Source organism: Cellulosimicrobium sp. 22598 (genome assembly GCF_052044445.1).
GTDB lineage: Bacteria > Actinomycetota > Actinomycetes > Actinomycetales > Cellulomonadaceae > Cellulosimicrobium > Cellulosimicrobium cellulans_G.
Genome location: NZ_JBQEMZ010000014.1, coordinates 50370 through 70496, shown reverse-complemented (window position 1 = coordinate 70496; position 20127 = coordinate 50370). Strand labels below are relative to the sequence as shown.

General features: G+C 75.5%; 16 protein-coding genes, 1 tRNA gene and 1 pseudogene. 9 read left to right on the top strand and 9 right to left on the bottom strand.

Annotation, left to right across the window (positions count from 1 at the left end; all coding sequences use genetic code 11):
• Positions 1 to 20 precede the first annotated feature (20 nt).
• The 8 genes from ACTJIY_RS15405 to ACTJIY_RS15370 all read right to left on the bottom strand — a co-directional run bounded on the left by ACTJIY_RS15405 (position 21) and on the right by ACTJIY_RS15370 (position 10726).
• Positions 21 to 1301 (bottom strand): PP2C family serine/threonine-protein phosphatase, encoded by a 1281-nt coding sequence (locus ACTJIY_RS15405; protein ID WP_440674573.1) that lies wholly within the window; start codon positions 1299 to 1301, stop codon positions 21 to 23.
• Entirely contained in the window at positions 1298 to 3655 is a 2358-nt protein-coding gene (locus tag ACTJIY_RS15400; RefSeq protein WP_253051191.1) for a serine/threonine-protein kinase, read from the bottom strand. The genes ACTJIY_RS15405 and ACTJIY_RS15400 overlap by 4 nt, the downstream gene beginning before the upstream one ends.
• Positions 3652 to 4758: a hypothetical protein gene (locus tag ACTJIY_RS15395; RefSeq protein WP_253051192.1), complete on the bottom strand. Its 1107-nt coding sequence runs from the start codon at positions 4756 to 4758 to the stop codon at positions 3652 to 3654. Before ACTJIY_RS15395 ends, ACTJIY_RS15400 begins: the two co-directional genes overlap by 4 nt.
• On the bottom strand, positions 4755 to 5780 hold the full coding sequence (locus ACTJIY_RS15390; protein ID WP_440674574.1) for a glutamate ABC transporter substrate-binding protein: 1026 nt from the start codon (positions 5778 to 5780) through the stop codon (positions 4755 to 4757). The genes ACTJIY_RS15395 and ACTJIY_RS15390 overlap by 4 nt, the downstream gene beginning before the upstream one ends.
• Entirely contained in the window at positions 5777 to 7120 is a 1344-nt protein-coding gene (locus tag ACTJIY_RS15385; RefSeq protein WP_440674575.1) for a hypothetical protein, read from the bottom strand. Before ACTJIY_RS15385 ends, ACTJIY_RS15390 begins: the two co-directional genes overlap by 4 nt.
• Positions 7117 to 8862 (bottom strand): AAA family ATPase, encoded by a 1746-nt coding sequence (locus ACTJIY_RS15380; RefSeq protein WP_440674576.1) that lies wholly within the window; start codon positions 8860 to 8862, stop codon positions 7117 to 7119. The genes ACTJIY_RS15385 and ACTJIY_RS15380 overlap by 4 nt, the downstream gene beginning before the upstream one ends.
• Positions 8859 to 9431, bottom strand: a complete 573-nt coding sequence (locus tag ACTJIY_RS15375) for a hypothetical protein (protein WP_440674577.1) — start codon at positions 9429 to 9431, stop codon at positions 8859 to 8861. The genes ACTJIY_RS15380 and ACTJIY_RS15375 overlap by 4 nt, the downstream gene beginning before the upstream one ends.
• Positions 9432 to 9508: 77 nt before the next feature.
• Complete coding sequence (locus tag ACTJIY_RS15370; RefSeq protein ID WP_439158256.1) at positions 9509 to 10726, bottom strand: toxic anion resistance protein; 1218 nt, start codon at positions 10724 to 10726, stop codon at positions 9509 to 9511.
• Between the two features lie 305 nt (positions 10727 to 11031).
• Between ACTJIY_RS15370 and ACTJIY_RS15365 the strand changes: the two genes are divergently transcribed.
• The 4 genes and pseudogenes from ACTJIY_RS15365 to ACTJIY_RS15350 all read left to right on the top strand — a co-directional run bounded on the left by ACTJIY_RS15365 (position 11032) and on the right by ACTJIY_RS15350 (position 12496).
• Positions 11032 to 11772: an SDR family NAD(P)-dependent oxidoreductase gene (locus tag ACTJIY_RS15365; RefSeq protein WP_440674578.1), complete on the top strand. Its 741-nt coding sequence runs from the start codon at positions 11032 to 11034 to the stop codon at positions 11770 to 11772.
• Positions 11754 to 11933 (top strand): annotated as a pseudogene (locus ACTJIY_RS15360) (hypothetical protein); the annotation flags it as partial. The gene ACTJIY_RS15365 and the pseudogene ACTJIY_RS15360, both read left to right, overlap by 19 nt.
• An 83-nt stretch (positions 11934 to 12016) precedes the next feature.
• Positions 12017 to 12184 carry a hypothetical protein gene (locus ACTJIY_RS15355; protein WP_440674608.1) on the top strand — a complete coding sequence of 56 codons (168 nt, stop codon included), beginning with the start codon at positions 12017 to 12019 and terminating at the stop codon, positions 12182 to 12184.
• Positions 12185 to 12214: 30 nt separating this feature from the next.
• A complete protein-coding gene (locus ACTJIY_RS15350; RefSeq protein WP_253051200.1) occupies positions 12215 to 12496 on the top strand; it encodes a hypothetical protein in 282 nt (93 codons plus the stop codon).
• 376 nt (positions 12497 to 12872) lie between these two features.
• Here the strand turns inward: ACTJIY_RS15350 and ACTJIY_RS15345 are convergent.
• Positions 12873 to 12948, bottom strand: a tRNA-Arg gene (locus ACTJIY_RS15345).
• Between the two features lie 132 nt (positions 12949 to 13080).
• On the opposite strand from ACTJIY_RS15345, the gene ACTJIY_RS15340 reads away from it, so the two are divergent.
• From ACTJIY_RS15340 to ACTJIY_RS15320, 5 genes are all read left to right on the top strand, one after another.
• Positions 13081 to 14763, top strand: a complete 1683-nt coding sequence (locus ACTJIY_RS15340; protein WP_440674579.1) for a GTPase — start codon at positions 13081 to 13083, stop codon at positions 14761 to 14763.
• On the top strand, positions 14760 to 16346 hold the full coding sequence (locus tag ACTJIY_RS15335; protein WP_253051202.1) for an ABC transporter: 1587 nt from the start codon (positions 14760 to 14762) through the stop codon (positions 16344 to 16346). Before ACTJIY_RS15340 ends, ACTJIY_RS15335 begins: the two co-directional genes overlap by 4 nt.
• Positions 16347 to 16390: 44 nt before the next feature.
• Positions 16391 to 17038, top strand: a complete 648-nt coding sequence (locus tag ACTJIY_RS15330) for a single-stranded DNA-binding protein (protein ID WP_440674580.1) — start codon at positions 16391 to 16393, stop codon at positions 17036 to 17038.
• A 134-nt stretch (positions 17039 to 17172) separates the two neighbouring features.
• Positions 17173 to 18855 (top strand): energy-dependent translational throttle protein EttA, encoded by a 1683-nt coding sequence (gene ettA, locus ACTJIY_RS15325; RefSeq protein ID WP_047233192.1) that lies wholly within the window; start codon positions 17173 to 17175, stop codon positions 18853 to 18855.
• A 197-nt stretch (positions 18856 to 19052) separates the two neighbouring features.
• On the top strand, positions 19053 to 20090 hold the full coding sequence (locus ACTJIY_RS15320; RefSeq protein ID WP_440674581.1) for a phosphotransferase family protein: 1038 nt from the start codon (positions 19053 to 19055) through the stop codon (positions 20088 to 20090).
• The last annotated feature ends 37 nt before the right edge of the window (positions 20091 to 20127 follow it).

Genomic DNA, 20127 nt, shown 5'->3' with positions numbered 1-20127 from the left:
GGACGGCGGCGCGCGGCCCGTCAGGTCGTGGGGACGGTCGTCTCGAGGTCGGGGTCGAGCTCGGGGGAGGCCGCGTCCGACGACCGGTCGAACCGCGCGAGCGTCGCCGTGATGTTGTCCCGGCCGCCCTGGGCGTTCGCCCAGTCCACGAGCGCGCCCGCCACCGTCTGCGGGTCGTGACCGACCCGTTCCTGGGTGGCGTGGAGCAGCGCCGCGAGGTCGCCGGCGGGGGAGCAGTAGTTCCACAGGCCGTCCGAGCACACCAGCACCCAGCCGTCGCGGTCGGGGAAGGTGGCAGCCGTCCGGGCGACGGGGTCCGGGGCGTCGGGGCCGAGCCAGCGCGTGATGGCGTGGGCCTGCGGGGAGCTCTCCGCCTGGACGCGGGGGATGCCCTGCGCCATCATCTCCTGCGCCCAGGAGTCGTCGACGCTGAGCTGGTGCGCCTCGCCGTCGTCCGGGATCCAGTAGGCGCGCGAGTCGCCCACCCAGCCCGTGACGACGAGCGGGCCGTCGACGACCGCCGCGACGAACGTGCACGACGGCGGGTTCTCGCGGTCGGCCATCGCGCCGACGGTCGTGAGGATCGCGTCCTGCGCGGCCCGCGAGGCGTCCGCGACGAGCGCCGACCAGGCGGCGACCCGCGCCGTCGGCTCGCCGACCACGGGGGAGGTGCCCTCCGGGGCGCCCGCGGCGAGCACGTCGCGCGCCGCCCGCGCCGCCGCGAGGCTCGCGACGTCGGAGTCGGGCGCGGAGGAGACGCCGTCGCACACGACGAGCGCGGCGAACGCGCGGTCCGCGGCGGCGGACGGGCTCGCGGCGAGGGCCATCGCGTCCTCGTTGCGGGAGTGCCGCACGCCGCGGTCGCACACGCCGGCGACCCACGTCGCGGGGCGCTCGGCCCAGTGGTCCCGCTCGGACGCGGCCGGCTCGCCGCACTCCGTGCAGTACCCGTCCTCGGCCACGCGGCCCCCGCACCGCACGCACGGCCGGGCGTCGGGCTCGGTGGTGCCGTCGTCCGGGGCGGACGCCGCCTCCCCGGACGCGTGCTGCGACGTCGCGGGCCCGGCAGGTCCTCCGCCCGCCGCGTCGAGGTCCGCCGCGTCGCGGCGCGCCTCGTCGTCCGAGCCGCCCGCCGGGGGGAGCGGGGCGAGCGGCGTGCCGCACGCCTCGCAGAACCGCGCGCCCTCGGGCGACGGCTCGCCGCACGCGGGGCACGCGAGCACCGGCGCCGGGACGGCGTCGTCGGGCACGGCCAGGTCGGGGAAGGCCTGGCCGGGCGCGGGTGTCGGGGCGTCGCTCATCGGACCGTCCACCGTCGCACCTCGTTCGCGCGGTCGACGAGCGTGATGCGCTCGTCGCGCGAGTCCGTGAGCGACGCGAGCTCGCGGTACGCACCCTCGAGCGCGTCGCGCAGCGCGGGCTCGTCGGCGGGCACCCCCGCGATCCGCGTCGTCGGCTCGGGCCCGGACCGCGTGACGGTCTCGAGCGCGGAGCGCAGCACGCCGACGGAGAGCTCGGCGCGCTCGCGCGGCGCGATCGACACCGCGGCGACGCTCGCCATCGCGTCGGCGAGCGCGGGCAGGCCGCGGCCCGACTCGGCGAGCAGGTGCGCGCGCAGGGTGCGGGACTCGACGTACGAGCCGCGCGTCGGACCCACGAGGTCGAGCGCGTGGAGGGCGCCGTCGAGGTCGCCGCGCGCCTCGCGGATGCGCATGAGACCGAACGCGGCGGGCGCCGTGTAGTTGGCGTCGGTGCGGGCACAGATCACGTAGAGCGACTCCGCGATGTCCGGCTCGCCGCTCAGCTCGCAGGCCGCCGCGAGCGCGAGCTTCGGCGCGAGCTCGCCGGGCACCTGGCCGTAGACCGCGTTGAACGACGCGCGCGCGGCGACCGGGTCGCCCTGCGCGAGCTCGCCGAGGCCCCCGAGCCACGCCGCGCGCCACTCCCACGGGTCGTCGGCGAGGATCGTGCCGATGGTGCCGCGCAGCACGTCGAAGCGGCCCGCCTCGATGGCCGCGCGGGCGCGCGCGAGGTGCACCTCGACCGTGTCCTCGGGCGCGTCGGCGAGCGCGGCGAGCCGCGCGTCCGGGTCGACGACGTTGACGCCGGCGAGCCAGCTCGCCATCGGGTCGTGGTCATCACGCCGCAGCGTGGGGAGCTCGTCCCAGGCGAGCGGCCGGGCCGCCACGTCGGCGACCGGCGCCTCGAAGAGCACCGACGCCGCCGAGTGCAGCGCCGGGTTGCCCGGGCCGGCGTCGGCGGCCACGACCTCGCGCAGCACCCCGAGAAGCTGGGTGCGCATCTCGTCGGCGGTCGCGAAGCGGTCCGCGGGGTCGAGCGCGCACGCCTTGGCGAGCAGGCGGTAGAACGAGTCGTACTGCTGGAACACGGGCGTGTCGGCGACCGGCGGGAGCGACGCGACGTACGTCGTCGTGTTGCCCCGGAAGTCGAGGACGAGCGTCGCGAGCGTGCGGCCGATCGTGTAGATGTCGGAGGCGATCGACGGGCCGACCTCGGCGACCTCGGGCGCCTGGTACCCGACCGTCCCGAAGATCGCTGACGTCATGTCGTCGGCGCGCCGCACGCCGCCGAGGTCGATGAGCTTGACGCCGTCGCCCTGCTGGATGACGTTCTCCGGCTTGAAGTCGCAGAACAGCAGGTTGTGGTCGTGCAGGTAGGCGAACGCGGGAAGGATCGCGAGCACGTAGGCGAGCGCCTGGTCGACCGGCATCGGGTCGATCACGCCGTTGTTGGCGTCCCGGCGGTCCTGGAGGATCTCCTTGAGCGACTCGCCGCCCACGTACTCCATGACGGTGTAGCCCGCGCCGTCGTGCATGGCGAAGTTGTAGATCTCGACGATGAGCGGGTGCTCCACCTCCGCGAGGAACTGCCGCTCGGAGATCGCGGCCGCGTAGGCGTCCGGGTCGCCCGAGTTGAGCAGGCCCTTGAGCACGACCCACCGGCCCGACACGTTCTGGTCGCGGGCCAGGTAGATCCAGCCGAGGCCGCCGTGCGCGAGGCAGCCCACGACCTCGTACTGCCCGCCGACCAGGTCGCCCGGGGAGAGCTGGGGCGTGAAGTCGAAGCGGTTGCCGCAGTGGGGGCAGAAGCCGGACGTCCGACCGGGCTGCCCGTCGCGGCCGCGGCCGACCTTCTCGCCGCACGCGGGGCAGTAGCGCTTGCGCTCCGCGACCTCGGGCACCGCCATCACGGACTGCAGCGGGTCGCGCGCGGGGACGGACGGGACGGTCGTCAGTCCCGCGCCGAGGCCGCGACCGCGCAGGCGCGTCGACGACGTGCCGACGCGGCGCGTGGCCTTCGATCCGGTCGCGGCGGTGCGTGCCGAGCCGAGCGCGGCCGTCGCGAGGCGGCTCGAGCTCGTGCGGCCCGTGCGCGTCGAGCGCTCGGCGTCGGGGTCCGCGCCCCCGGACGGCCCGGTCCCGGGACGGCCCTGGACGAACCCGGTGCCGAGCATCGCGGACGGCGACGCGGCGGCGGCCGTGCCCGGTGCCGGCGCGCCGGAGGTCCCGGTCGCGGCCCCCGTCGGCGTGCCGCCGGAGCCGCCGGCGGGTGCGCCGCAGACGTTGCAGTAGCCGTCCTCGATGGTGCCCGGGCAGCCGGGCTCCGAGCACGGGACGGTCGCGGTGGTGGTCACGACGACGCTCCTTCCGGGGTGGGCAGGTCGCGGGTGAGGAACTGGTACTGCTCGACGAGGAAGCGGGCGAGCGTCACGTCGCACGGCACGGCCTCGACGGCCGCGCGCGCCTCGGCGTGGCCGGAGCGCACCGTGGGTGACGCGGACCGCCCGTTGGCCTCGGCCTTCTCGGCGAGCCGCTCCAGGCTGTAGCGCAGCTCGGCGCGCTCGCGCAGCGGGCGGGTGTAGGCGTCCTCGACGGTCTCGACGGCGCGCGCGACGGTCGCCAGTCGCGCCGTGTAGGCGTCGAGCTCGAAGCGGGAGTCGGGGACCGGGCCGAGCCGTGACACGTCGGGGACGGCGAGCCGCGGCGGGTGCGCGATCTCGCGACGGCACCGCGCGACGAGCTCGCGCAGCGCGGGCTCGCGCGCCTCCAGCGCGTCGCGCTGCTCCTCGGTGCGGGCACGGTCGCGGCGCAGCTCGCGGCGCTGCGCCGACGCGACGATGAGGTCGCGCTCGGCGCGCGCCACCTCGGTCTCGAGCTCCGCGAGCGGGCCCGCGACGTCGGCCCCGCGCGCGGCCTGGGCGACGAGGTGGTCGAGACGCCCGCGCAGGGTCTCGACGCGTCCCCGCGCGTCCGCGTCGGAGCCCGCCAGGTCCTCGCAGCGCACGAGCTCGGCGCGCACGCCGCGCAGCCGCGCGACCTGGTCGGCCGTGTGCGGGTCGAACGACAGGCGGGTGCGGAGCTGGACGACGAGCGCGTCGCACAGCTTCACCGCCTCGACGAGCGAGACGAGCGCGGCGCCCGAGCCGGAGTCGAGGCGCCCCCAGACGAGCTGGGAGATCTTCTCGCGCGCGACGGCGTCGGCCCGGCCCGAGTCCCACACGGGCCGGATCTCGTCCGCGCGCGTGCGGATCGCCTGCCAGAGCGACAGCGCGAGCACGAGGTCGGCGGTGTAGACGTCGGGCGTCGCGGCGGCCTGCGCGGCGGCGTCGAGCCGGTCGAGCTCGGTGCGACGCTCGTCGAGCCACGTCTCGAGCGCGGCGAGGTACGCCAGGAGGTCGGCGGCGGGGATCGCCTCGCCGAGCCGTCCCGGCGCCTCGGGTGCGGTCGTGCGGGTCACGGCGTGCGGCCGTACACCGCGGTCGGCGGGGCCGGGGCGGGGCCGAGGCCCCCGAGCCACTCGCCGTAGATCGCGGCCCAGCGCCCGTCCGACTTCATCTGCTCCAGCACGCCGTTGACGAACCGGACCATGTCCACGTTCTGCGCCGGGACGCCGATGCCGTAGGGCTCGTCGCTGATCGCCTCGCCGACGACCTTCGCGTACGGGTCCTGGGCCGCGAAGCCCGCGAGGATCGTGTCGTCGCCCGTGATCGCGTCGACCTTGCCCTGCTGGAACAGCACGAGGCACTGGGTGTGGGTCGTGGCCGGGACGGGCTCGATGCCCGAGAACTGCTCGAGGCGCGTGAGCGTCGTCGTGCCCTCCGGGGCGCACACGCGCTGGCCCTCGAGGTCCGCGATCCCGCCGGCCGTCGAGTCCCGCGAGACGAGCACCTTCTGGCCCGCGTGGTAGTACTCGGCCGAGAACGCGATGGACTCCCACCGCTCGCAGGTGATGGTGAACGCGCGGGCGACGAGGTCGACCTCCCCGTTCTCGAGCACCTCCAGGCGCTGGCCGGAGGTGATGACGCGGAACTGGAGGCGGTCGGGGTCGCCGAAGATCGCGCGCGAGATCTCGTGGAGCACGTCGATGTCGAAGCCCTCGATCTGGCCCGACAGCGGGTTGCGTGCGCCCATGAGCAGCGTGTCGGCGGAGACGCCCACGACCAGCGACCCCCGGTCGCGGATCGCGGCCATCGTGCTCCCGCCGGGCAGCGCGTCCGGACCGGGCAGCGCACCCTCGGGCGCGTAGGACGCGAGCGGGTCCGCGCACTCGGCGGGAGCCGCGGGGGCGGCGGGGGCCTCCTCGGTGGCCTCGTCCTGGGGTGCCGCCGTGAGGCGGAGGTCGTCCGCGCCGGACGGGCCCGAGCACGCGGTCAGCGCGAGCGCCGCGGCGAGCGCGGCACCGACGACGCCGGTGCGGCGGCGCCGTGCGGCGCGCCGGCTCCGGGCGGACCGGTCGGGGGTGGCGAGCGTCGTGGTCACCGGTACTCCTCCAGTCGTGCGGTCACGCCGCGCCACGCGAGCAGGGCGGCGACCAGGCCGGCGGCGAGCAGGAGCCAGCCCGCGACGGTCGCGGTCGTCGCCGCCCCGTCGAGCCGCTGGCTCGTCGCGGCCGCGTTGGTCTCGATGTCGTCGCGCGCGGACGTGGAGAACGCGTCGAAGGCGGCGTTGGGGCTCTCGGGGTCCGTCGCGGTGGCGAGCGCGACGGCGTCGTCCCACTGTCCCGCGTCGTCGAGCGCGCGGATGTCCGCGTGCCGGGTCACCCACGCGTCGAGCGCCTGGGCCGTCGTCCCGTCGAGGATCCCCTCGGACGCCGCGGTGTCGAGCCGCGCGGTGGCGTCGTCGGTCGCCGTGACGAACGCCTCCTCGTACGCCTGCCCGGACCCGCGCTTGATGAGCGTGAACGCCTCCATCGACTTCGCGTCGTTGGCGAGCGAGTACGCCTGGGACGCGGCGAGCGTCGCGGCGTACGGCCCCGTGCGCACGTCCTGCGCGCGCGAGCTCGCCTGGGCCAGCAGGACCGTCGACACGATGCCGACCACGAGCACGACGGCGGTGGCGACCGCGAGGCCGACGTTGAGCACGCGGTGCGTGCGGCGCGCGAGCCACACCTGGCTCACGACGAGCACCGCGAGCGCGACGAGCCCGCCCGCGAGCACCCACAGCGCGTTGCGGACGCCCGAGAAGTCGGCGGCGACGCGGTCCGCGTCGTCGAGCACGACCTCGTCGAGCGCCGGGAGCATCTGCTCGCGCAGGATCGTCGACGCCTGGTCGAGGTACGCCGAGCCGACGGGGAAGCCCTGCCGGTTGTTCGCGCGCGCCTGCTCGACGAGGCCGGTGTAGACCGTGAGGTCGGCCGCGACCTGGCCGAGCAGCTCCGCGTCGCCCTCGTTGCTCCCGGAGAGCGTGGCGAGGCCGGTCGCGGCCTGGTCGACGAGGTCGTCGTACCGGGCGCGCTGGTCCGCGGGCTCGAGGCCCCCGACGAGGAACGCGCCGGTCGCCGTCGCGTCGGCCGCGACGAGCGCGTTGCGGACCTCCTGGACGCCGACGAGCTGCGCGGTGTCCTCGCTGGCGGCCTCGAGCGCCCGGGACTGGACGCTCCCCGCCTGGAAGCCGAGCGCACCGAGCGCGACGGCGGCGAGCACGCACAGCGCCATGACGAGCCGCAGCTTGCCGGGCGTGCGGCGCAGCGCGCCCCGGGCGCGGGACACGCCGGCGCTCGGTGCTCCGCTCGGGGCGCCGGCCGGGCCGGGCGCGCCCGGCGCGGGGCCGCCCGCGGGGACGATCTGCTGGCCCGCAGGGCGGACCGGGGTGGTCGTCATGCGTTCTCCTCGGCGGTGGAGGGGGCGGTCTCGGACGCGTCGTGGGACGCGACGTCGTGGGACGCGACGTCGGGGGACGGCGCGTCGTCGGCGGGCGCGGCCGCGGTCGGGGCGTCGTCCGGGGCGCCGTCGGGCTCGGGCGGGTCGAGCGTGGCGAGGAGCGCGGGGGCGCCCTCGCCGTCGACGACGTCGACCGGCAGCAGGAGGCGGAGCTCGTCGATCGTCGGCGCGTCGGTGTCCTTGAGGCGCCACGCGTGGCGCGCGATCGCGCCGTCGAGCACGTTGCGCGCCCAGCGCGCGTTGCCGAAGCCCTCGGTGCGCGGCTGGGCCGCGGCGAGGCGCGCGAACACGTCGAGCGCCTCGGGCGTCGGCTCGAAGTCCGACTTCGCCGCCATGCCCGCGAAGATGTCGCGCAGCTCGGCGTCGGCGTAGTCCTCGAACGTGATGGTCGTGGAGAACCGCGACTCGAGGCCGGGGTTCGTGGAGAGGAAGTCCGCCATCGGCCCGGGGTAGCCCGCGACGATGACGACGAGCTCGTCGCGGTGGTCCTCCATGTCCTTGACGAGCGTGTTGATCGCCTCGGCGCCGTACTGGTCCTCCGCGAGGCCGTACGCCTCGTCGACGAACAGCACGCCGCCGAGCGCGGTGGCGACGACCTCGGAGGTCTTCACCGCGGTCTGGCCGAGGTACCCGGCGACGAGCTCGGAGCGGTCGACCTCGACGAGGTGGCCCTTCTCGAGCAGCCCCAGGGCGCGGTAGATGCCCGCGACGAGGCGCGCGACCGTCGTCTTGCCCGTGCCGGGGTTGCCGAGGAACACGAGGTGGCGCGTGAGCGTCGGGCGGGTGAGGCCGGCCTCGGTGCGCAGCTTCTCGACGCGCAGCAGCTCGGTCTGGCGGTGGATCTCGTCCTTCACGCGGGCGAGACCGGTGAGCGCGTCGAGCTCGGCCAGCAGCTCCTCGATCGAGCGAGGAGGCTCCTCCTCGGCCGCGGCCTCGGCCGTCGTCGCCGCCTCGGACCGGGTGGCCGTGGCGTCGGCGCCGCCCGTGGGCGCGCCGACCGGCGTCGTGCCCGACGGCGCGGCGGGCGTGGCACCGGACGGTGCTGCGGCCGGGCGCGCGCCGAGCGCGTCGAGGATGGACTCGACCGAGGGGACCTCGGGCGCCGGGCGCCGCAGGGCGTCGAGCGAGCCCTGCGCGGCGAGCAGGTCGCCGAGGTCGAACGGGTCCGCCCCGCCGGTCGACGGGCGCGTGGCGAGCGGCCCGCCCGCGGCGGGCAGCGGCGTCGGGCCCGACGGCGTGCGACCGGCGGCCGGGGTGACGACCGGGGCCGGCGGCGGGGCGCCGCCCGACTGCTGCACCGCGGCGGTGGCCGCGGCGGCCCCGGCCACGTGCGGGCCCGGGGAGCCGAGGTGCGCGGCGGCGCGTGCGACGTCGGCGAGCGCCTGCCCGTACGCGGCGGCGTGCTTCGAGCGGGCCGCCCCGAGCGCGGCGAGGACGTCCGTCGGCGACGTGCGCCAGCGCCGCGCGCTCGACGCGGCCGTGAAGAACGCGCCCGTCGCGGCGGGGTCGTGCCCGAGCGCCGCGAGCCACGCGGCGGGGGCACCGGGGGAGGACTCGGCGACGGCCGCCGCGAGGCGGGCGCCCTCGTCGCGCGCGGCCTCCTCGTCCACGCCCGCGGCGCGCGCCGCCGCGTCCAGCGCGTCGAGAGCCGCCGCGAGGCTCGGGGTCACCGGGCCGGTCATGGTGCCTCCAGTCGTCCGGGCTCCGACGCCGGGCCGCTCGGCGGCTGGGGCGTGCCCTGGCCGGCCCCGGGGTCGAGCGCGATCGACGAGTCGCGGAACTTCTCCGCGAGGAACGCGCCGTGCGCGACGAGCGCCGCCGCGTCGGCGCGCGAGACCGCGTCGGAGATCTTGTCGAGCGTCACGCCGAGCAGGTCGAGCTGGTCGCACAGCAGCATGAGGGACGTCTTGCCCTGCGCGACGACCCGCCGGTCGGCGAAGGCGCGCGGCAGGCGCAGGTACGCGCCGACGGCCTCGGGCAGGTAGCTCGTGGCCGTCGCGACGACGGTGTGCGCCTGCTGCGACCCGCCGCCGAGGCGGTCGAGGCGCGGCACCATCTCCTCGACCGTCCCGGTGATGCGGTGCACGCGCGCCGTGACGGCGGGCGGCACCCGCCCCTCGATCTGCTGCTCCACGCGCTCGACCGAGGCGAGGATCTCGGTCGACGTCGGCGGGGCGGGCAGCTCGAGCGCGGGCTCGGGCGCGGGGGACCGGCCGCCGAGGCGGCCGATCACGTCGGAGAACCAGCCCATCTAGCTCGGGGTCCGATCTGTGGTGCGGGGAGCGGCGGTCAGGCCGCGGGAGGACGGAGGGCGGGCGTCGCCAGGGGTCACAGGCGCCCGATGTCGAGCGAGCCGTTCCCGACCTGGGACTGGTCCGAGCGGCGTGCGCGGTCGAGGTACTCGTTCGCCTTCGTCGTCTCGGTCTCCAGCACGCCGATGGTCTGCGCCATCGAGTCGAGCGCCTGCGTCTTGAACGTCGAGATCGAGTCGAGCGTCGCGTAGATGTTGGCGAACGCCTGCTGGAGCTGGGGGAGGCCGACCGTCGCGCTCGCGGCCTGCTGCTGGATGCTCGCCGACTGGTCGGCCAGCATCTTCGAGGTCGAGGCGATCATGTTCGACGTCGTCGTGTTGAGCGCGGTGATCTGGTCCAGCACGAGCTTCTGGTTCGCGAGCGCCTGCGCCACGATGACGGCCGTGCGCAGGGCGGAGATCGTCGTGGTCGTCGCGCGGTCGACGCCCTTGATGAGCTCGACGTTGTTCTTCATGATGATGTCCATCGCGAGGTAGCCCTGGATGGACACCGCGAGCTGGGTCAGCAGGTCCTGGTGCTTCTGGCGGACGTAGAACAGCACGTCCTCGCGCAGGGCCTGGGCGCGCTCGGGGTCGCTCGCCTCCAGCTCGGCGATCTTCGTCGAGAGCTCGGTGTCGAGGCGCTCGGCGATGAAGATGTACTGGTTGAGGCGCGCCATCGAGTCCCAGAGGTTCTGCTTCTCGAGGTTGAGCGCGGCGTTGTCCTTGCGGAGCTCGTCCTGGCCGTTGTAGAGCGACTGGACGATCGCGTTGAGCTGCTTCTGCGAGCTCTCGTAGCGGCGGAAGTAGTCCTGGAGCTTCCCGCCGAACGGGATGAGGCCCAGGAACTTCTTGCCCATGCTCGCCTCGCTCGGGTCGAGGTCCTCGACCGTGCGGCGCAGCTCGAGCAGCGACTTGCTCACCTTGGAGCTGTCGGAGACGCCGCCCTCGCGCAGCTCCTTGACCGGCATCTCGAGCATGCGGTTGGACACGTCGGCCGCGGCACGGATGTCCTTGTCGCCCATCTTGCGGATGTCGTCGGCCTTCGCCGCGAAGTCGGGCGAGCGCGTGTCCGTCGCGAGGAGCTGGTCGAGGTAGGTGGAGACCTTCGACTCGAGGCCCGGGATCGCGGCCTCGTCGACGCGCGGCGCGAGCGACGGCGCCTGCGTGGCGGCGACCGGCTTGACGGGCTCCGGGGCGCTGAGCGTGAGCGTCTCCGTCGGGGCGGGGGGCTGGAGCGGTGCTGCCTCGGTCATGTCTGTCCTTCGCTCGTGCGTGCCGTCGGACGCCGTCGGTGGCGGGTGGGGCGGCCCTCGCGGCCTCCCCCTCGACCCGGGCGAACCGGGCGGAACCGGCCTGCGCCGGTCGGCCGAGTATATCTACGACGGGTGGCCTGATCTTTACCCTTTCCGGGGATCGGGAGGGTGAGAACTCCCCATGCCAGACCCAACGTCCGGGGGGCCGATGAGTTCCGCCCGCGCGCGCCGTCGTCCGTGTGCGAGAGTTCGCCGCGCCCACCGTCCGTGGACGAGCGCGCCACCACCGGGGAAAGGACCGAGAGATGCAGCTCGCCGGGAAGAACGCCGTGGTCTACGGCGCCGCGGGGTCGATGGGGTCGGCGGTGAGCCGCGCGTTCGCCGCCGCGGGCGCGCGCGTCTTCCTCGCGGGACGCACGGCCGCCACGCTCGACGCGCTCGCGGACGAGGTCCGCGCCGCCGGCGGGCAGGCGCACCCCGCCGTCGTCGACGCGACGGACAAGGAGTCGGTCGACGCGCACGCGGCCGCGGTGGTCGAGCAGGCGGGGAGTCTCGACGTGTCGTTCAACGCCGTCGCGTACGACGCGCTGCAGGACGTCCCGCTCGTCGACATGTCCCTCGAGGACTTCGTGGCGCCGGTCGTGTCCGCGACGACGACCCACTTCCTCACCGCGACCGCCGCGGCGCGGCACATGATCGCCCAGGGGTCCGGGGCGATCGTCATGCTGTCGTCGACGGCGGCGCGCGAGTCGCGGCACGAGATGGGCGGGTTCAGCCTCGCGTGCGCGTCGATCGAGACGCTCGTGCGCAGCCTCGCCGGCGAGGTCGGCCGCCACGGCGTGCGCGTCGTCGGGCTGCGGCCCAACTTCACGCCCGAGACCGTCGGCGCGTCGGACGACGACCTGCCCGTGCTCGTGCAGGACACGCTGCTCGGTCGCCTGCCCCGCCTCTCCGAGGTCGCCGGCACGGCCGTGTACCTCGCGTCCGACGCCGCGGGCGCGACGACGGGGGTCGTCGTCGACCTCTCGTGCGGGGCGATCGTGTGAGCGCCGGCTTCGTCCCCGGGCCTGCCCATGTCCCCGAGGCCGCCCGCACGCTCGTCGCCGGACCGCACGTCGCGCACCTCGCGACCGTCCTGCCCGACGGCGGCCCGCACGTCGTGCCGCTCTGGGTCGGCTGGGAGGGGGACCGGCTCGCGTTCCTCACGGGCCCCGGCTCGCGCAAGGCGCGCAACCTCGCGCGCGACCCGCGCGTCGCGGTGTCCGTGACGAGACCGGGAACCCCTACGTCATGGCGACCCTGCGCGGACGCGTCGTCGAGGTGCTCGACGGCGACGTGGGCTGGGCGGTCGTCGACAGGCTCTCCGTCCTCTACACCGGCAACCCCTACCCGCGCGGGGAGGAGCGGCACGCCTACCTGGTCGAGATCGACCACGCGACGGCGCCGTCGTTCGGCTGAGCGCGGGCAGCCGGGCCCTACCGTGGACCCGTGGGCGACGCGAGGACGGACGGGACGGTGCCGCGGTACCGCGTCCTGCGGGACGGGCGGGTCGTGCTCGTCGTGCGCGGCGAGCCGGGCGTGCTCGTGAGCGCCTCCGTGCCGCCCCCGCTGCCCGGAACCGCGCCGGTCACGCACCCCTTCGCGACGGCGACGTTCACCGCCACGCTGCACGAGGGCACGCTCGGGTCGCTCCTGCGGGAGGCGCCCGACCTCGCGGCGTTCCTCGCCGCCGTCGAGCGCGCGGGCTACGTCGTCGAACCGGACGGGTGACCCTGCCGCGACGTCGGCCCGGACCGCGTCCCGGACGAGCGCCCCCGCCCCTCGCCGTGGAGGAGCAGGGACGCCTTCGAGCACTCCGGCGGGCGGTGGCCCGTCGAAGAGGTGCACCGGCCGCGGGCTTCTTCACCGACCGGTGCCCCCTGCGGCACCTCGGCCGCCCGTCCACCGTAGGAGGTGGGTCCGGGTCCTCGCCACCTCTCGCCACCACCGCTCCGGGGCGTACGGTCGAGAGATCGGCCCGGGAGCGGGCGCCGCGTTCTCGGAGGACGACTCAGAATGGGCGCTCCGGGGACGACGACGCGTACGGAGCCCTGCGGCGCGAGAACGAACGGGGGCTGTGCCGAGGCGTGTTCGTCCCGGTCACGTGTGGTGCCCCGAGCAGGACTCGAACCTGCAACCTACGGATTAGAAGGCCGTTGCTCTATCCATTGAGCTATCGAGGCGCGCGCCCATCGTAGTGGGCGCGGGGCGTGCTCGGGAGGTGGGGCCGTGATGACGGACGTGCAGGTGGGGTGGTCGCGCGTCGTGCGGCGCGTGCGTTTGGCGGGGCCCCCGGCAGCCGTCACTATGAACCAGTGAGAACCCCAGACGCCGCCACGAGCGACGCGAGCCCCGCCGCGCCCGGCCGGTCGCCGGGCTCGTGGAGGCCCGCGCAGGCGACCGAGGAGCTCGGTGTCACGGTCTACGACGTCGCGCGCGACCTGCGCCGCGACGTGGCGGACGTGCGCCTCCCGCTCGCGATCGACGGCGCGGCGGAGTCGGACGCGTCACGGCGCCGCCTCCTCACGCAGCTCGACGAGCACCTGCTGCCGCGGCTGCGCGAGCTGTCCTCCCCGGCGATCGTCGTCATCGCGGGGTCGACGGGCGCGGGCAAGTCGACGCTGTACAACTCGCTGCTCGGCGAGGAGGTGTCGCAGGCGGGCGTGCTGCGGCCCACGACGCGCGAGCCGGTCCTCGCGTTCAACCCGCTCGACGCGGACGTGATCGTCGAGGGCCCGGTGACGCGCGTCGCGCGCGTCGTCGACCACGACGGCGTCCCGCGCGGCACGGGCCTGCTCGACGCCCCGGACCTCGACTCGCTCCTGTCCGAGAACCGCGACACGGCGAGCCTGCTGCTCGAGGCGGCGGACCTGTGGCTGTTCGTCACGACCGCCTCGCGCTACGGCGACGCGCTGCCGTGGCAGGCGCTGTCGCGCGCGAAGGAGCGTGGCGCGAGCGTCGCGATGGTGCTCAACCGCGTCCCGCGCGAGACCCTCACGACGATCCGCGGCGACCTGCTGCAGCGCCTGCGCGACCACGGCATGGACGGGACCCCGCTCTTCGTCGTGCCCGACGTCGGCCCGCACGAGGGACTGCTCGACCGCTCCGTCGTGGCGCCGGTGGCGCGCTGGCTCACGATGCTCGCGGGACCGGACCGGTCGCGCGCGGTGATCGTGCGCACGCTCAAGGGGGCGCTCGGCGCGCTGCCCGCCTGGGTCACGGGCGTCTCGGACGCGGTGGAGCAGCAGGTGGAGGCCGCGGCGGACCTGCGCTCGGCGGCGGAGAAGGCGGTCCCGCCCGTGCGGGACGCCGCGCGCCAGGCCGCGCTGGACGGCGCCGTCGCGCACGGGTCGCTCGAGGCGCGGTGGGCCCAGGTGACGGGCGCGGAGCGCGTGGACCGCGTCAAGGTGCGCGGCGGCGTGGTCCGGTCGTCCAAGCGCCGCGGGCGCGCGCGCGACCTCGTGCTCGCCCCGCTGCTCGACGAGACGCGCGACGCCGCGCACCGCACGCTCGCCGCGAACGGCGTCCTGGCCCACGAGGCGCTGCGCGCCGCGCTCGACGGGGACCGGCCGCTGCCAGGAGCCTCCGACGTCCTGCCGACCGAGGAGGACGCCGCCGCGCGGCGCGAGGCCTCGGCCACGACCCAGGTGCTCCAGTGGTCCCGGCGGGCCGAGCAGGTCGTCTCCGAGCTCGCCGCCCCGGCGGCGGGCGAGCCCGCCCGGGCGGCGGTCAAGGCGTTCGGCGAGACCGGTCTCGCCGCACTGCTGCTCGCGGGTGCCGCCGGGAGCGACGACGCGGCCCGCCTCGTGCGGACCGTGCTCGGCGACACGGGCGACGACGCGCTCGCGGCGCTGCGCGAGGACCTCGCCGACCGGGCCGCGACCATGGTCGAGCGCGAGGCGGAGCCCGTCCTCACCGCGCTCGCCGACCCCGCGCTCGCCGCGGACGCCGCCGTCGGGCTGCGCCTACGACTCGCCGAGCTGAGGAGGCTCATGTGACGTCCCACGACGCCCAGCTGCGTGCCCGGGTCGACGACCTCGCGCGCGCGGTGGACCTCGCGGGGGACCGCCTCGACCCCGCGGTCGCGGCCCAGGTGCGCGACGCGATCGGGGGCGTGCGCGAGCGCCTCGCGCTCGGCGTCGACCACACGGTCGTCGCGCTCGCGGGCGGCACCGGGTCGGGCAAGTCGAGCCTGTTCAACCGCGTGTCGCGGCTCGACTTCGCGGACGTCGGCGTGAAGCGCCCGACGACGGCGCGCGTCACCGCGTGCTCGTGGAGCGGCGCGGCGACGGCCCTGCTCGACTGGCTCGAGGTGGACCCGGAGCGCCGCATCACGCGCGACGGCGAGCTCGACGCCGAGGACGAGGCGGCGCTCGGCGGCCTCGTCCTGCTCGACCTCCCGGACCACGACTCGATCGAGCCCGCGCACCGCGACGTCGTCGACCGGGTGCTCCCGCTCGTCGACCTGCTCGTGTGGGTCGTGGACCCGCAGAAGTACGCGGACGACGCGCTGCACTCGGGCTACCTGCAGAAGTCGGCGGGGCTCGAGGGGTCGATGGTCGTCGCGCTCAACCAGATCGACACCGTCCCCGAGGCGCGCCGTGCTTCGCTCGTCGAGGACATGGGGCGGCTGCTCGAGGAGGACGGGCTCGACGGCGTCTACGTCACGACCGTCTCCGCCCGCACGGGCGAGGGCCTGGACGAGCTGCGCTCGCTGCTGGAGCAGGCGGTCGCGCGGCGCAGCGTCGCCGCGAGCCGCGTCGCCGGCGAGCTCGACCGGGCGGGCGCGCTCCTGCTGGAGCAGCTCCCGGGCGACGTGCCGTGGACCATGAGCACGGCCGTCGAGGAGGAGGTCGACGCGCTCGCCGACGCGACGGGCCTCGCCGCCGTCGCCGGGCAGGTCGGCGCGGCGGTGCGCAACGGCTACGGCCGACCCGAGTTCTCGCCCCCGCAGCCCGACGCCGTCGCGCTCTCGCGCTCGCGCTGGCTCGCGCGCGCCGGACGGTCCCTGCGACCGGGGTGGCAGAGGGCTCTCGACGCCGCCGTCGCGCCGTCGGGGAAGGTCGCGGAGGCGACGCGGTCGGCGCTCGCGAAGATCCCTCTCGACACGCGCGGGCCCTCGTCGTCGCGCCCGACGCGGCGCGCGGCCTGGACGGCGCTCGGCCTCGGGGTCGTCGCGGGCGTCCTCGCCGTGCTCGGCTCGCTGCGCGTGCTCGACCTCGGGCGGACGCTCGTCACCGTGTGCGCGGTCGTCGCGGCGGTCGCCGTGCTCGGCGCCGTGGTCGCGTTCCTCGTCGCGCTCCAGGTGCGGCGCACGCTCGCGCGACGGCGCGAGCAGCAGGTGCTCGCGTCCGGCCGGGGAGCGATCGAGCGGGTCGTGCAGGACGCCATGGGCAAGCCGACCCAGGCGCTCCTCGACACCCACCGTCAGGTCCGCGAGCTGGCGCAGTCCGCCCGGGACAAGGCGCCCGCGGCGCCGCTCACGGGGGCGCTACGGCTACCCACAGGCCCGGAGGTCGCGGGCCCGTCCACAGGCGACGGCACGACGACGGACGGCACCGCCGCTCCCACCGCACCCTGAGGCGGTGGCCGGGACCAGCCCGGCCGCCGACCTCAGGAGGAACCATGCCCGGTGACGTCACGGTCACGCTGTCCGGCTTCGTCGCGACCACGCCCACGCTGTTCCGCGCGCAGTCCGGCAACGACTTCACGAGCTTCCGCATCGCCCAGACGCGCCGCTACCTCGACCGCGAGCGCGGCGAGTGGGTCGACGGCCGCACGCTGTGGTTCACCGTCAAGGCGTGGAAGCACGTCGCGCGCAACGTCGCGCTGTCCCTGCACAAGGGCGACCCCGTGGTCGTCACGGGGCGGCTCTCGCTCGACGAGTGGGACGGCCCGGACGGCCCGCGCACCAGCCTCGTCGTGGAGGCCACCGCGCTCGGCCCCGACCTGACGCTCGGCGAGGCCCGGTTCGCCCGCACGGTCCACCGGCGCGAGGACGACGGCGCGCGCCGGGGCGATGCGGCCGGTGCCGTGGCAGTCGGCACCGCGGGTGGCCCGGACGGGCCGGACCGGTCGTCCGGCCGACCGGGCGCCGCGCCGCACGACGGCGCCGCGTTCGAGGGCGCGCCGCTCGACGACCCGTGGACCCTCGCGGACGCCGGCGCGGCGCTCGCGGGCGAGCCCGGCGAGCCGTCCGACGACGACGCACCCGTCGACGTCGACGCCGAGCCGGTGGCCGACGCCGAGACCGGCGCGCTGGCGTCCGTCTGAGCGACGCCTGCGGGCGGTGCCGCGGCCCGCGGGGGTCGCGGCGCCGTCGGGCGCGCCCCGGTGGCACGACCGCGTAGGCTGAGTGGTCGACGAATCCCGTACCTCTCCCGACCGAAACGGTGGAACGACAGGCTGTGGCTGAGTTCATCTACTCCATGTACAAGGCGCGCAAGGCGCACGGAGACAAGGTCATCCTCGACGACGTCTCCCTGAACTTCCTGCCCGGCGCCAAGATCGGCGTCGTGGGCCCCAACGGCGCCGGGAAGTCCACGATCCTCAAGATCATGGCCGGCCTGGACACGCCGTCGAACGGCGAGGCGCGCCTCTCCCCGGGCTACAGCGTCGGCATCCTGCTCCAGGAGCCGCCGCTCAACGAGGAGAAGACGGTCCTCGGCAACGTGCAGGAGGCCGTCGCGGACATCCTCGCCAAGAAGCAGCGCTTCGACGAGATCTCCGCGCTCATGGCGGAGCCCGACGCGGACTTCGACGCGCTCCTCGCCGAGATGGGCACGCTGCAGGAGGCCATCGACGCCGCGGACGCGTGGGACCTCGACTCGCAGCTCGAGCAGGCGATGGACGCGCTGCGCTGCCCGCCGCCGGACGCCGACGTGTCGGTGCTCTCCGGTGGTGAGCGTCGCCGCGTCGCGCTGTGCAAGCTCCTGCTCGAGAAGCCGGACCTGCTGTTGCTCGACGAGCCCACGAACCACCTGGACGCCGAGTCCGTGCTGTGGCTCGAGCAGCACCTCGCGACGTACCCCGGCGCGATCCTCGCCGTCACGCACGACCGGTACTTCCTCGACCACGTCGCGGAGTGGATCTGCGAGGTCGACCGCGGCCGCCTGTACCCCTACGAGGGCAACTACTCGACCTACCTCGAGAAGAAGGGCGAGCGCCTCCAGGTCCAGGGCAAGAAGGACGCCAAGCTCGCCAAGCGCCTCAAGGAGGAGCTGGAGTGGGTCCGGTCCAACGCGAAGGGCCGCCAGACCAAGTCGAAGGCCCGCCTCGCCCGGTACGAGGAGATGGCGGCCGAGGCCGAGCGCACGAGGAAGCTCGACTTCGAGGAGATCCAGATCCCGCCGGGCCCGCGCCTGGGCAACGTGGTCCTCGAGGCGTCGAACCTCCAGAAGGGCTTCGACGGGCGCCAGCTCATCGACGGCTTGAGCTTCACGCTGCCGCGCAACGGCATCGTCGGGGTCATCGGCCCGAACGGCGTCGGCAAGACGACGCTGTTCAAGACGATCGTCGGGCTCGAGCCGCTGGACGGCGGCGACCTCAAGGTCGGCGAGACCGTGTCGATCTCCTACGTCGACCAGTCGCGCGGCGGCATCGACCCGAAGAAGACGCTGTGGGAGGTCGTGTCCGACGGTCTCGACTTCATCAAGGTCGGCAACGTCGAGATCCCGTCGCGCGCCTACGTCGCGTCGTTCGGTTTCAAGGGCCCGGACCAGCAGAAGCCCGCGGGCGTGCTGTCGGGCGGTGAGCGCAACCGTCTCAACCTCGCGCTCACGCTCAAGCAGGGCGGCAACCTCCTGCTGCTCGACGAGCCGACGAACGACCTCGACGTCGAGACCCTGGGCTCGCTCGAGAACGCGCTGCTCGAGTTCCCGGGCTGCGCCGTCGTGGTGTCCCACGACCGGTGGTTCCTCGACCGGGTCGCGACGCACATCCTCGCGTACGAGGGCACGGAGGAGGACCCGGCGAACTGGTACTGGTTCGAGGGCAACTTCGCGTCCTACGAGGAGAACAAGGTCGAGCGCCTCGGTGCCGACGCTGCGCGCCCGCACCGCGTGACGTACCGCAAGCTCACGCGCGACTGACGCCGCGACTCGAGCGACCACGACGCCGGGCGGGCCTCGTTCCCGTCCGGCGTCTGTGCGTGTGTGCGTCTGTGTCCGGGTGTCCGGGTGTCCGGGTGTCCGGGAGTTCGCGGGTTCCGCGCCCGCTTGCTCCCGCGCCGCTGCGGGCGCGGAAACCCGTTGACGCCGCCGTCGGCACCTCGGCAGGATCGCCCGGCATGACCCTCGACCTCGCTCCCTCGCGTGTACGCCCCACCTGGCCCGACCTCCCGCGGGCGGTGCGCGCCGCCGTCGAGGCCCGGCTGGGCGCCGTCGTCTCGGGGTGGACGAGCCACGACGGCGGCTACTCGCAAGGGCTCGCGTCCACGCTGCGGACGAGCGGCGGGGACGTGTTCGTCAAGGCGGTCGGGCCCGAGCACGCGTTCACCCGTGACCTGTACCGGCTCGAGGCGCGCGTCGCCGCGGCGCTGCCGGCGGGGACGCCGGCACCCGCGCTCCGGTGGGTCCTCGACGACGACCTCGACGGCGTCGGCGAGTGGGTCGCCCTGGCGTTCGACGCCGTCCCCGGCCGGTCCGTGGCCACGCCGTGGCGGGACGACGAGCTCGCCGCGGTGGCCGACCTCGCACGCCGCGTCGCGGAGGTCGAGGTCCCCGGGGTCGCGCCGCTCCCGCGCTTCGCGGAGACGGTCGAGTGGCGCGAGTGGGAAGACCTCGCGGACCGGCGTCCGCCGGGCCTGAGCACGTACGACCCGTGGGTAGCGGCCCGGCTCGACCGGCTCGCCGCGCTTGCCGAGCCGTGGCCCGAGGCCACCGCGGGCGACCACCTCGTCCACGGCGACCTCCGGGGCGACAACACCCTGCTCGTGGACCGGGCGGCGCTCGGCACCGCGAACGGCGGTGGCACCGCGCCCGGCGGTGGAACCGCGTCCCGCGGTGGGCGCGCCACGGACGGGCCCGTCGCCGTCGCCGTCGACTGGCCGTACGCCGCGCGCGGCGCCGCGTTCTGCGACGCGGTCGGCATGCTCCCGGCCGTGCAGGTCGAGGGCGGCCCGCCGCCGGAGGAGGTGCTCCGGCGGCACCCGCTGCCGCGCGACGTCGAGCCCGACGCCGTGACCTGCTACCTCGCGGCGCTCACGGGGTACTTCCTCGCGTCCTCGCTCGACCCCGCGCCGCCGGGGATCCCGCACGTGCGGGCGTTCCAGCGCGCGCAGGCCGAGGTGGGGGTCGCGTGGCTCCGGCGCCGCCTGGGGGAGTGAGCCACGACCGCGAGATCGACCCGAGCGTCCCAGATCG